The organism is Gammaproteobacteria bacterium, assembly GCA_015709635.1.
Taxonomy (GTDB): Bacteria; Pseudomonadota; Gammaproteobacteria; order Burkholderiales; family Nitrosomonadaceae; genus Nitrosomonas.
This window is the reverse complement of record CP054180.1, coordinates 1239865-1252005: the sequence shown is the minus strand read 5'-3', so window position 1 is coordinate 1252005 and position 12141 is coordinate 1239865. Positions and strand designations below refer to the sequence as shown.

Below are 12141 nucleotides of genomic sequence, written 5' to 3'. Positions count from 1 at the left end.
TTTTGCTCTAACTAAATATAATTAAATAGAGACAATCCGGAAATTTTGGTATAGGACTGCTGCGCGGCCTGAAGATAAAGCTGCTGCCGCTGCAGATCCGATGTTGCTTGAGCAAAATCAACATCTTGCAATTGTGAAAGCATTTGCTCAAATTGAATATTCTGATCACTGCCAACGCTTTCCAACGTATCGATTTCTTGCAACCGGGCTCCGATAGAAGCTTGTTTCGACAGCACGTGCTCCAAACTATTGTTGATATTTTGCAGCGTTGTTTTTAAATTGTTCGCCAATTTCGTACCGCCAGGTTGTCCGCTTGCAGGTGTTTCCAGCGCTGTAATCAGGTCGCCCATCGTTTTAAAAATGCTTTGATTAGTGCTTGGCGACACGGTAAATTTATCACCGTTTGCAGGATCTCCTTTAATATTCATCTGCATTCCGTCAAAACTGATTGTATTGTTGCTTACATAGGGGTTAGCAGATGAAATAGTGGATCCTGTGGTTGTGTCGACGATGTCATACGTCGTTGCGCCAACAGAGACGGTAAATCTAATTTCATAGCTATCGCCGGTAAGGCTTGATGGGGTGATCACCGATCCTCCGTCAATAACACCGGTACCCGTATTTGTGGAATTAGCAGCTGTTGCAAAAACACCATTGCCATTCTTAATACGCTCAAAAACATCCGTGCCAGAATCACTAACGGCTAATTGCCGCGCAGGGCCGACTTGATTCAAGCGTTGTCCTTGATCACCAACATACTGTACGGTTAATCCAGTCTGAGCAAAGGGTTTTGTATTGGCCTGAAATCCTGAAAACAGAAACTGCCCCTTCTCGTCGGTTGTATTGGCCAAACCGACTAATGACTCTAATTTGCTGCGCAATTCGGTGGCAAGTGTTTTTCTGTCAGAATCGGTCAGTGTCGCATTCCCGGCATAAACGGCCGAGCTGTGCACATCCTGCATGATTTCGGTTACTTGTTTCAATACATTTTCTTCGAGTTGCAGTGAGGAACCCGCGCTGGATCGATTCACCGAATATTGTTTATTCAGTGACTCCGATTGGGAAATATTTAATACCTGCGCAGCAGAAATCGGGTCATCCGAAGGTGTTAAAATTCGCCGACCGGTAGACAATTGTTGTTGCGTATTAATTAATTTCTCTTGTTGCTGAAGCATTAAACTTGTACCGGTTTCATAAATTGTATTGGTGCTGATACGCATGATGTTGCCTCTACTTTATTTCTCAAGAAAAATGCAGAATTGAATCGAATAAAGTGCTACTGATTTCGATGACTTTACTTGATGCTTGATAAGCTTGCTGATACCGCAGTAAATTCGCCGCTTCTTCATCCAAATTGACACCGGATGCGGATTGAATGGATTCCTCTGTTTGTGCAAGTAAAGTGGCTTGCGCTTTACTTGTTACTTCCAGCTCACGGGTTTTATTTCCAACTTGACTCACCAGCTGTCCGTAAGCAGTCTGGTAATTTGCTGTACCGTTCTCCAATGTATTGGTTGTTTGTAGTGCACCTAGTAGCAATATATTACGGTTATCGGCAACACCGCTATTGTTGGGTGTGACAGTAAAAACATCGCCTGCGGCAGGATTGCCGCTAATCTGAAATGTATAGCCATTAAAACTAATGTCCGCACCTGATGTATAAACCTGATTGGTCGCTGGCAAGCCAGAACCAACGCCTGCCACATCAAATTTTCCATTATAAGGCGACTGGAATGTGATAGTGAGCGGCTGCTGAAGATCAGGATTCAGTGGTAGCGGATTTACTGTTCCTGCACTAATAGTACCTGTTCCGGTATTGGTAGTTGCAGCGCTGGTGCGATTGGGTCCGGCTGCCGCTATTTTGGTCGCATCTGTGATATTGACATTGATATCTTTTGCGCCATTAATGGTGGGCTGAATCCGGAATCTTTCACTAGCCAGCATCGCAGCGCTAGTTACTGATACACCATCCAGTGTTACCGGGAATGAGCCTGAAGATGTTGTCGATACATTATCGGATAATCGGGTCAGCGTATAATTTGTTCCATCGTACGAGAATTCATAATCACTTGTTGTTAAAGCACTATAGTCACTAATTGCTGCTGTGATATTGGATGCAATATTATTAGTTGACGCTGAAATCACTTTGGGCGAAGGCAGAGTGAAGAAATTTGTACCCATATCCCCATTCAAATCCATGCCTAATTGGTGCTGTGCATTGAAAGTTTGTGCTAGCGTTATAGCAATTCTTCCTAATGAATTTTGTGCATTATCCAGGGAGGTACTACGGAAAGACATAAGGCCTCCTAAAGTACCCCCCGATATTTGGTCTTCAGGTAGCTGAATCGTGCTATTTCCATTAACCAACCCAACCGTTAAATTATCCGGACTATCCGGTGACTTAATCGCTTGCAAAGAAAGTGTTTGTGCACCTACGACTAGTGCTTGTCCATTCGCGATATAGACATTTAGCGTGCCATCATTTTGCCGCACAGTATCGGTATTAACCAACTTATTCAATTGATTAATAAGTTCATCGCGCTGATCCAGCATATCATTAGCGGGTTGTCCGCCAGCCGCACCCTCCGCCCATATAATTTGCTTGTTGATTTCTCCGATTTGCTTGGCCAGCGAGTTAATTTGAACTACTGAGCTGGTAATCTGCGTATTTATCCCTTCCCTGATTTGCGATATGCGTTGATCCATACTGTGAAAACGCGCCACAAGCGCATCGGCATTGCTCAGCATCGACTGGCGCGATGGAATAACAGCCGGATTGGTTGCAACATCTTGCACGGCACTAAAAAAATTTTGCAATGTAGGCGAGAGCCCGGATGTTGTCTCAGCAAACATATTATCCAACTGTTGTATCTGAGCATAATTACTATCCAACGATTGACTCTGCGTTTGTACCTGTAATGATTGGCTAACAAGAAATTGATTGTATATACGCTGTACTGTCGATGATTGTACACCGCTGCCAATAAACCCGGCGCCACTAGATTGTGGCGTATTTGTACTCAACAAGACTTGTTGACGATTAAAACCCGGCGTACTCGCATTACTAATATTATGGCTAGTGGTAAGTAATTGGTTTTGTGCAGTTGTTAAACCGCTAACCGCGATATCAAGAATACCATTTCCCATATGCTCTTTCAGTTCTTAATTTTAAAAAAGATATAACGATAATATCGGCAGATTGATGAAAGAATTAAGAAATTTCCGGTATCAAATAAATTCCCGGCCCTGTAATTTTTCACTATTCAGGATTCGCATCAACTTCTCTGCATACATCGGATCAGTAGCATATCCGGCGCGTTGCAGGCCATTGGCAAATGTTGCGGCATCGGTCGATTTCAGCACTGTCGCATAGCGGGGATTATCCATCAGCAACTTGGCGTAATCATTGAATCCCTCGGCGTAGGAGCTATAAGCACGGAATTTCTCAACCGTCTTCTGTGCTACGCCATTGATGTACTCGGTTGTTGATGCCTCTACTACATTCCCTTTCCAATTGGTACCTGCCTTGATGCCAAAAAGATTATAGGTAGGACTATTATCCGCATGACGAATCTCATGCTTACCCCAACCACTTTCCAGTGCGGCTTGTGCCAACATATATTGCGGAGGAATGCCGGTTGATTCAGATGCAATTTTTGCATGTGGCAGAAGCTTATCGATAAAATTTGCCGATTGACTGGATGATTTTTTCTGCTGCATATCTGACTGAATCGGCAAAGAAAATTCTTCAATTACTGAACTAATTCCCCCTGCTGGCATCGCCGTATTGGATGAAGCCTGAGAGATGGACCACAACTGCCCGGATTTGTCATTAGGGTGTCCATCACTTACTGGTTGCGACTGCTGCACAGAATTAATCGCTGACAAAATAGCGTCGGTTTGACTGATGGTAGTTTGTGATTCAATTGATTGATTGGTTCGGGATAACTGCTTTACCATCATGTCAGCAATACCAATCCCTTTGGTAGAGATCTGCTGTGCCAGCTGCTGGTCGTACATCTGTGTAAAAAATTGCGTCTGCTGGCTATCAAATATTCCATCTTTAGGCGTGGCTTCTCGCATGCTTTTCAGCAGCATATTCATGAATAGCGCTTCAAATTGCTGTGCTACTTTTTGTAGAGCTTCGTCTGGATTTTGCTTCGCCATTAAATTCAAATCATCGATACTTTTGGCATCAATGGCAAGCTTGCTTGAAATATCCGGTGAAATAACCATTCTTGTACCTAATCAGTTAAATTATTTCCAAATCGGCACGCAACGAGCCGGCAGCTTTTAAAGCCTGCAGGATCGACAACAAATCCTGTGTCGTAGCACCAATTGCCGTCAACGCTTTCACCACTTCGCCGAGATCCGCGCCATTCGGCAATAACATTAAATTTCCCTCATCGGTGCGGATCTCAACTTGCGATCGCTGCGTAACCACGGTTTCACCCCGCTGCGCCAAGGGGCCAGGTTGACTGATTACAGGTTCAGTATTAATGATGATCGAAAGATTGCCATGCGCAATCGCACTGGATTCAAGTGTTACCGCCTGATTCATGACTACCGAGCCAGTACGGGAATTAACAATCACTTTCGCTGATGCTTTAGCCGGAGCGATATCCAAACTCTCAATCCGGGAGATAAACATAATGCGTTGACCATTGTCCGCAGGCGCTTTTACCTGAACCATCCGGCCATCCACAGCTGATGCGGCCGCCGGATAAAGCCCATTGATCGCATCAACGATACGGTTTACCGTCGTGAAATCCGTTGAATTCAATTCAAGATTGATAAAATCGCCTTGCCCTACTGTCGTGGGAATCTCGCGCTCCACAATACCGCCTCCTGTGATGCGCCCGACACTCAGATGATTCACTTGCACGCTGCTGCCACCGGCCGCGGCCCCAATACCGCCAACCAGTATATTCCCCTGCGCCATTGCATACACTTGATTATCCGCCCCTTTGAGAGGTGTCAACAACAGTGTTCCGCCGCGCAAACTTTTGGCATTACCCATGGATGAAACTGTAATATCGATGTGCTGACCCGGTTTAGCAAATGCCGGCAGGGTCGCCGTTACCATCACAGCGGCAACATTACGCAATTGCAAATTGGTGCCGGGCGGCAGGTTAACACCCAGTTGGCCCAGCATATTGATGACACTTTGAACGGTAAATGGTGTTTGTGTGGTCATATCACCGCTGCCATCCAACCCAACCACCAATCCGTATCCGATTAATTGATTATTGCGAACACCTTGAATCGATGCCAAATCCTTGATGCGATCAGCCAAGCTGATACCCGGTAAAAGCAAGCTTAGTGCAAGAAAAGAAAAAATAATGACGTTTCTTTTTTTCATAATCTTAAATGTCAATTGAAACATTGATTCATCCTGAAATCGGCTGCTAGAAAGGCGATATCGACAGGAAAAAACGTGATAACCAGCCCATCGTCTGCGCTTCGTCAATATACCCATTGCTACGATACTCGACGCGCGCATCGGCAATCTGCGTTGAAGAGATCGTATTTCCCAGAATATGAACCGGATTCACAACCCCGGACAACCTTATGAATTCTTGCCCCTGATTAATACCGATTTGTTTCTCACCGCTGACAACAAGATTTCCATTCGGCAACGCTTCGATGACGGTTACCGTAATAGTTCCTTTAAAATTATTTTTGCTTGAGCTTTCACCGCTGCCATCAAATTTGTTATTGGATTTAGCTTCAACCGATGCATTCTTTAATAAGCTTAACGGGATTCCTAGAAAGTTCGGTACGGAAAATTCGATACTTCCGGAACGGTTTGCATTACTTCCCGAACTTTTACTGGCATTCGTTGTTTCATTTAACGTAACGATAATCGTATCGCCGATACTTCTTGCGCGGCGATCTTCAAATAATGGCGTATATCGGACCCCGCCTGTTGTGCTATGTACCATCTGCAGAATGGAGCCGTTGGGCTGACTCACGGCTGCCGCATGTTGCGGAGCGCGTAATGTATTCGGCTGGTAAGTCACTGTCGATGGTGTCAGTGCGCAGCCGGAAGCAAGCGCGACTAACACCAGTATAAAAAAATACCGGTAGGAATTTTTTATTATCGGATTGCCGCTAACCATTGCCCGATTACCAATCGTCCAGTTAATCAAAGCTGCGCCAGCCGTTGCAGCATTTGATCCGACGTCTCAATGGACTTGGAATTCATTTCATAGGCGCGCTGAGTTTGAATCATATTCACCAATTCCTCCACCACATTCACATTTGAAGTTTCTACAAAATTTTGTTCCAGCAAACCCAATCCATTGGTACCCGGCGCATTCTGATTAGGTGCTCCGCTCGACGCGGTTTCCTGATACAAATTCTCACCCATTTTCAACAATCCGGCCGGATTAACGAAGCTCGCCAATTGAATACTGCCAACTTGGATCGGCGCAGTAGATCCCGGAACTGTTGCAGACACTGTGCCATCCCGCGCTATCGTGATACCCAGCGCATTAGGTGGAACAGTAATCGCAGGTTGTATAGCATATCCGCTGGATGTCACAAGCTGACCGTTAAGATCGGATTGGAATGCGCCATCGCGGGTGTAGGCTGTCGTACCATCCGGCAGCAAAACCTGAAAAAAACCTACACCACGTATAGCTACGTCGCGCTGGTTTTCGGTTTGCTGCAACCCACCCTGAGTGAAGATGCTTTCCGTAGAAACCGGTTTAACTCCAGTACCCAGCTGCAAGCCGGAAGGCAATTGCGTTTGTTGGGAGGATTGCGCGCCTGGCTGGCGTATCGTTTGATACAGCAGATCCTCGAAAACTGCACGAGCTCGCTTAAATCCATTAGTGCTGACATTCGCTAAATTATTGGAGATCACATCCATTTTGGTTTGTTGTGCATCAAGCCCTGTTTTAGCAATCCATAGCGAACGTATCATAATAATTTACCTATTAATTTGTTATTCAATTAAACTCTTACTACCATTATCTCACTCGCTTTCTGCGCATTATTCTGTGCGTTATCAAGCATTTTCATTTGCATATCGAATTGCCGTGCCAGATCGATCATGCTGACCATTTCATGCACAACATTCACATTGCTCTCTTCCAATGTGCCGTCGACAAGCTTAACTCTGGCATCAACAGGCGCTTCACCGCCATCCTTAAGCCGGAATAAGCCATCGGTGCCTTTTACGAGCTTATCTTCCGGTGGATTAACCAATTTAATCCTGCCTACTTGTGCCACAGTATTCGGTTGCGGCGTAATCGGCACGGACGATACGGTTCCATCAACACCGATCGTGATACGAGTGTCAGGTGGTAGGGTGATAATGCCGGTATCACCTTTAACTTTATGGCCGCTACTTGTCTGTAAAATACCATTGGGACTTACTTGCAAACTGCCATTGCGGGTATAAGCTTCCTTGCCGTCATCCAATTGAATAGCGATCCACCCCGAGCCTCGAACCGCAACATCAAGATCACGCCCGGTCGTTTGCAGCGCGCCTGGGGTAAAATCAGCACCCGTTGTAGAATCAACAACAAACGCGCGTGTTGGCAACCCGTCGCCAAATACCGGAACTGCACGAAATGCGTTGTTCTCAGCGCGATACCCTGTCGTTGATGCATTGGCCAGGTTCTGAGCAACGGTCGCTTTCTGATTCAGCGTATGGTTTGCTCCGGTCATTGAGGTATAAATTAGTCGATCCATTTTTTACTCAATTACTATAAAAGTTTGATACTTCACAATGAAACCCAGGTTAAATTTGAGTAATAGTTTGAATAATCTGATCTTGTGTTTCAATCTGCTTAGCACTGGCTTGATACATTCGCTGAGCCTGAATCAGTTTGACCAATTCCGCTGTTAAGTCGACATTGGAGTCTTCAACGGCATTAGATTGAAGCACACCCAAATTTCCTGTTTTGGGAGGACCAACCAAAGGCTCGCCAGAAGCAGGTGTCTCTACCCAATGACCATCTCCGACTGGAACCAGCCCTTGTGGATTAACAAAATTGGCCAGTACGATTTGCCCCAGTGTTTTCGATTGACCGCTACTATAATTACCCATAATCACGCCATCGGGGCTAATGGTAAAACCCGACATGCGACCTGAAGTATAGCCATCCTGTGTAATGGCATTGACACCAAAGTCCGAGCCAAACTGCGTGGCAGTTGTCATATCGAGAGTGACAGCTTGCGGGGTAGTCGCACCTAAAGCGGGGTTTATCAGACTAAAGTCAATGTTTAAGGCCAGTGGAGTGGTAATATTCTGCAGCACACCGTTCCCATCAAATATCATGGACTGTGAAGGACTTCCGTCAATAGTGACACCGACAGGCGTACCGGATGTATCCACTTTGCCATCCACGGTTGCAAATGCGGTCCATGTATTGGCGGCCGTATTGCTCTTTTGAAAAAATAAAGACAATACATGTGAATTCCCAAGACTATCAACCACTGTACCTGAAGTTGTGCTGCTATACGTTTTCGGATTGGTGGCATCAAAAGCCGTAGTAATAGCCGGTTTTCGTGCATCCAGATTAAACCCCACATCGAATGTCGTGGTTGCTTTCGGTGCAATATCAGAAGTACTGAATTTTAAATTCGCCGGTACGCCGCTGGCTTTGATATCGCCATTTTCATCGGCCATAAAACCCGTCAAATTCGCACCTGTTGAATCAACAATGTAACCGGAATCATCGGCATGAAATTGACCATTACGGCTGTAATTTATCGTACCGTTATCACTCATACGGAAAAATCCTTGTCCATTGATCGCAATGTCCAAAGGGTTGCTGGTCGGCGTAATTGTTCCTTGGCCAAATTGTTGCGCAATTGCGGATATTTTTGATCCGATCCCGATCTGTGAGGTATCGGTACCTTCCATTGAATTTGCAAAAATATCGGAAAATTGTGCAATAGATTGTTTGAAGCCAGCGGTATTCGCGTTGGCAATGTTATTTCCGATGACATCCAGATTAGTAGATGCCGCATTCAAGCCACTTAAGCCATGTTGAAAAGTCATAATAATCTCCTATCAAAACACCTGTTTAACATCAGATAAACTAATCAATCCTAATTTATCGCCCATATCCAGGTGAGTATCACCTGCACCAGGTGTCACACTTTTTACCAAACCGAATGAGAGGGTGTCGACTTTAATGTCATTACCGCCTTGCTTCGCACTTACCGCAAAGGTATAGTCCCCATCAACTGCCTTGGTACCGCTATCGGTTAAACCGTCCCAGGAAATTGTACTGATACCGGTCGGTTGCGCTCCCAGATCCATTGTGCGAATAGCAACTCCGGCGCTATCCAGAATAGTGACTTTGAGTTGATCAACCGGTTGCGCCAATTCGATACCGGCAATGGCGCCGTCTCCATTCAGCGCAATCGCTGTTCCTGGAACAAATGCTTTGTGTCCGATTAGTCCCAATGCTTCTACAGAACGGGTATCTTCAGCGCTGGAAACCAATTGCTGCAGCGTTGAATTCAGCTTATCAAGACCCGATACCGTGCTGATTTGCGCCAATTGACTGGTCACTTCGGCATTGTCCAGCGGTTTCAACGGATCTTGATTTTTCATTTGCGTGACTAAAAGTTTCAGAAAACGATCCTGCGGGTTTTCAGCATCTTTTGTACTGGTAGTGCCAGTAGTTGCGGTTGATGCAGCGGTAGCTGCTGTTGTATTTACTTGCGAAACTGAGCTCATCGCTTACTCCTTTATTGACCGATCGTCAGAGTTTTTTGCAACAATGACTTGGTCGTGTTCATCATATCGACACTGTTTTGATACGAGCGGGACGCCGACATCATATTGACCATTTCATCAACAACATTGACATTCGGCATCGTCACATAACCGTTTTTATCCGCTAACGGATGTTTAGGTTCAAACACTTGCCGCATCGGCGATTGATCGTGAACGATACCCGCAACCTTAACGCCGCTTGCACCGTTCGCGTCTGCCTGCAAAGTGCTGAAAACCACTTGCCTGCCGCGATATGGTTCACCGGTTGAGCTTGTTACGCTATCGGCATTGGAAAGATTACTGGCCACCACGTTCAAACGTTGAGACTGGGCTGACATGGCTGAACTTGCGATACCAAATACATTGAATAATGACATTTTCTATCTCTCCAACATTGCTGACGTTAAGTTTCTGAATTCGTTATTGATGAAGGTAATGCTCGCATCATATTTAATGGCATTGTCAGCGAACCGAGTCCGTTCCATATCCATATCCACAGTGTTTCCGTCCGCACTGGGTTGCAAAGGAACACGATATAAAATGTTGTCTCCGAAGGTTCCAGATGCAGTGGAATTAATATGCATGGTCGACGTCGTATTCATATTCACTTTTTTTAAGCTTGGAGTTGATGACAATCTTTCGTTCAGCACACTGGCAAAATCGACATCTTTCGCTTTAAAATTCGGCGTATCGGCATTGGCCACATTACTGGAAAGCAATTCTTGCCTTGCAACCCGCAAACTGAGTGCGTTATGGTGATAATTCAATTCTTTATCAAGTTTGTTTATCATATTCATTATCGCCTGATTCAAATGAGTGTCTATTCGGCTAGTAGCATTTAGCATGCCAGCAATAATATACGGTTGGATCAACCGACCAATCCGCAAATAAGACACGAAAGCGGTGTTATCTTTGAACTTGGATTTTTTTGCGGTCGTTTAATATATCGTCACGGGATAGCGGCAATAATTGCCGAATACGGCAAAAAAATGAAGGGTTATAAACTATGATGATACGTTGCTTAATGACAATCTTCTGTCTATCGGTACTGGTTTTTCCGGCACTTGCATCGCAGCAAAAAACATCCATTGATCACCAAGAAATTTCATTGATCAAAAACGCCATAGAGAACTTTCTCTACAGCAATACCGCGTCACTCCCCGGGCAGGTCATTGTGAATGTCGGGCAAATCGACAAGCATTTGGCGTTACCAAAGTGTCCGCAATTAGAGCCTTTTGTTCCAACTGGCGGGCGTTTGTGGGGGAAAACCTCTATCGGCGTACGCTGTGATAGCGAGATTGCGGCCTGGACTATCTATGTCCAAACTGAAATTGGCGTCATGGCGGATGTACTGCACCTCGCGCGGCCGGTATCATCCGGACAGACACTGACTTACGAGGATATTGCACCGCAGAGTGTCAATTTGACACAAATGCCCGAAGGTATACTGACGAATGCCGCGCAAATTGTCGGTAAAGTCGCCACCACCAACCTCCCGGCCGGTCAGCCTTTACGGCCGCAAATGTTGCGTGCACCTTACATTATCATGCGAGGACAATCAGTCAATCTAGTTGTTCAAGGCCGTGGCTTCAGCATCCGGTCAGAAGGCCAAGCATTGGTGAATGCAACCGAGGGACAAGTGATACAGGTTCGGAACAAATCAGGACGAATTCTCAACGGGCTTGCGCGCGCCAATTCCATTGTAGAAATACAGCCATAGCTTTTCTTTTAGGAAAGCTCCGAAAAACTGTTGCACTCGATCATGCTGCGGTGAAAGCAGGTTCAAAATGCTCATTTACCATTCGTAAGCTGCGCTTTTTTTATCTGATTTCGCTCTGCCTGGTCATTGCTCGCCACCTTTCTCAAAGTTTCCCTAATCTAAATTTTTCCTGCAGCACCGGCAAACTTTCTGCAACCGCGGTGCAATCCCGTGATCATCTCAGCCAATCGGATTTATAATGAGCGGCTCTTTTAGCATTTATAAAAACGAAAAGCTTCTTATTGTGACAGAAATAGACTATATCACTGAAATAAAAAGAGTTCTGACGAATACCCTGGGATTAGGCGATCGACTGGATAGAATGGGGCCGGATATGATCTTACTCGGCAACATTCCCGAACTTGATTCGGTTGCAGTCGTTACAGTCATTCTGGCGATAGAAAAGAAATTTTCCATCTCGATAAAAGACGACGAAATTAGCGCACAAACCTTCGCGACACTTGGTACGCTGACTGAGTTTGTAAAACATAAAGTAGCTGAAAACAACAAACAATCCGTGTGAGCCACACATAGAAAAAGACCGGCAATCCGCGCACTCCGATGAAACTTTGAAGACGACAAAGATTGTTTTTTGATTTGAATCATGCATAATCACGAATAGTTAGTCCACCTATAT

13 protein-coding genes are annotated in these 12141 nt (G+C 45.3%); 2 read left to right on the top strand and 11 right to left on the bottom strand.

Annotated elements, in window-relative coordinates:
- Window positions 1–11 precede the first annotated feature (11 nt).
- The 11 genes from flgL to flgB all read right to left on the bottom strand — a co-directional run bounded on the left by flgL (window position 12) and on the right by flgB (window position 10536).
- On the bottom strand, window positions 12–1220 hold the full coding sequence (gene flgL / locus HRU78_05705) for a flagellar hook-associated protein FlgL (protein ID QOJ23209.1): 1209 nt from the start codon (window positions 1218–1220) through the stop codon (window positions 12–14).
- 22 nt (window positions 1221–1242) lie between these two features.
- Window positions 1243–3147, bottom strand: coding sequence for a flagellar hook-associated protein FlgK (flgK, locus tag HRU78_05700; protein ID QOJ23208.1), 1905 nt, complete (start codon window positions 3145–3147; stop codon window positions 1243–1245).
- Between the two features lie 81 nt (window positions 3148–3228).
- Complete coding sequence (flgJ, locus tag HRU78_05695; GenBank protein QOJ23207.1) at window positions 3229–4236, bottom strand: flagellar assembly peptidoglycan hydrolase FlgJ; 1008 nt, start codon at window positions 4234–4236, stop codon at window positions 3229–3231.
- Window positions 4237–4252: 16 nt separating this feature from the next.
- Entirely contained in the window at window positions 4253–5362 is a 1110-nt protein-coding gene (locus HRU78_05690; protein QOJ23206.1) for a flagellar basal body P-ring protein FlgI, read from the bottom strand.
- A gap of 46 nt (window positions 5363–5408) precedes the next feature.
- A complete protein-coding gene (locus tag HRU78_05685; protein QOJ24935.1) occupies window positions 5409–6122 on the bottom strand; it encodes a flagellar basal body L-ring protein FlgH in 714 nt (237 codons plus the stop codon).
- A gap of 26 nt (window positions 6123–6148) precedes the next feature.
- Complete coding sequence (gene flgG, locus HRU78_05680) at window positions 6149–6931, bottom strand: flagellar basal-body rod protein FlgG (GenBank protein ID QOJ23205.1); 783 nt, start codon at window positions 6929–6931, stop codon at window positions 6149–6151.
- A 29-nt stretch (window positions 6932–6960) separates the two neighbouring features.
- Window positions 6961–7704: a flagellar basal-body rod protein FlgF gene (flgF, locus tag HRU78_05675; GenBank protein ID QOJ23204.1), complete on the bottom strand. Its 744-nt coding sequence runs from the start codon at window positions 7702–7704 to the stop codon at window positions 6961–6963.
- Window positions 7705–7753: 49 nt separating this feature from the next.
- Window positions 7754–9019: a flagellar hook protein FlgE gene (gene flgE / locus HRU78_05670; protein ID QOJ23203.1), complete on the bottom strand. Its 1266-nt coding sequence runs from the start codon at window positions 9017–9019 to the stop codon at window positions 7754–7756.
- A gap of 12 nt (window positions 9020–9031) precedes the next feature.
- Window positions 9032–9706 (bottom strand): flagellar hook assembly protein FlgD, encoded by a 675-nt coding sequence (locus tag HRU78_05665; GenBank protein QOJ23202.1) that lies wholly within the window; start codon window positions 9704–9706, stop codon window positions 9032–9034.
- Between the two features lie 11 nt (window positions 9707–9717).
- Entirely contained in the window at window positions 9718–10122 is a 405-nt protein-coding gene (flgC, locus tag HRU78_05660; GenBank protein QOJ23201.1) for a flagellar basal body rod protein FlgC, read from the bottom strand.
- A gap of 3 nt (window positions 10123–10125) precedes the next feature.
- Window positions 10126–10536 carry a flagellar basal body rod protein FlgB gene (gene flgB, locus HRU78_05655; protein ID QOJ24934.1) on the bottom strand — a complete coding sequence of 137 codons (411 nt, stop codon included), beginning with the start codon at window positions 10534–10536 and terminating at the stop codon, window positions 10126–10128.
- Window positions 10537–10769: 233 nt separating this feature from the next.
- On the opposite strand from flgB, the gene flgA reads away from it, so the two are divergent.
- Both flgA and HRU78_05645 read left to right on the top strand, forming a co-directional pair.
- Window positions 10770–11465: a flagellar basal body P-ring formation protein FlgA gene (gene flgA, locus HRU78_05650; protein QOJ23200.1), complete on the top strand. Its 696-nt coding sequence runs from the start codon at window positions 10770–10772 to the stop codon at window positions 11463–11465.
- Window positions 11466–11757: 292 nt separating this feature from the next.
- Entirely contained in the window at window positions 11758–12027 is a 270-nt protein-coding gene (locus tag HRU78_05645; protein ID QOJ24933.1) for an acyl carrier protein, read from the top strand.
- Window positions 12028–12141 lie beyond the last annotated feature (114 nt).

What these genes read in the sequence shown, in the direction of transcription:
- flgC (QOJ23201.1), bottom strand. Translation starts at nt 10,122, where the DNA reads ATGTCATTATTCAATGTATTTGGTATCGCAAGTTCAGCCATGTCAGCC.
- flgJ (QOJ23207.1), bottom strand. Translation starts at nt 4,236, where the DNA reads ATGGTTATTTCACCGGATATTTCAAGCAAGCTTGCCATTGATGCCAAA.
- flgE (QOJ23203.1), bottom strand. Translation starts at nt 9,019, where the DNA reads ATGACTTTTCAACATGGCTTAAGTGGCTTGAATGCGGCATCTACTAAT.
- flgF (QOJ23204.1), bottom strand. Translation starts at nt 7,704, where the DNA reads ATGGATCGACTAATTTATACCTCAATGACCGGAGCAAACCATACGCTG.
- flgG (QOJ23205.1), bottom strand. Translation starts at nt 6,931, where the DNA reads ATGATACGTTCGCTATGGATTGCTAAAACAGGGCTTGATGCACAACAA.
- HRU78_05685 (QOJ24935.1), bottom strand. Translation starts at nt 6,122, where the DNA reads ATGGTTAGCGGCAATCCGATAATAAAAAATTCCTACCGGTATTTTTTT.
- flgK (QOJ23208.1), bottom strand. Translation starts at nt 3,147, where the DNA reads ATGGGAAATGGTATTCTTGATATCGCGGTTAGCGGTTTAACAACTGCA.
- flgL (QOJ23209.1), bottom strand. Translation starts at nt 1,220, where the DNA reads ATGCGTATCAGCACCAATACAATTTATGAAACCGGTACAAGTTTAATG.
- HRU78_05690 (QOJ23206.1), bottom strand. Translation starts at nt 5,362, where the DNA reads ATGAAAAAAAGAAACGTCATTATTTTTTCTTTTCTTGCACTAAGCTTG.
- flgA (QOJ23200.1), top strand. Translation starts at nt 10,770, where the DNA reads ATGACAATCTTCTGTCTATCGGTACTGGTTTTTCCGGCACTTGCATCG.
- HRU78_05665 (QOJ23202.1), bottom strand. Translation starts at nt 9,706, where the DNA reads ATGAGCTCAGTTTCGCAAGTAAATACAACAGCAGCTACCGCTGCATCA.
- flgB (QOJ24934.1), bottom strand. Translation starts at nt 10,536, where the DNA reads ATGATAAACAAACTTGATAAAGAATTGAATTATCACCATAACGCACTC.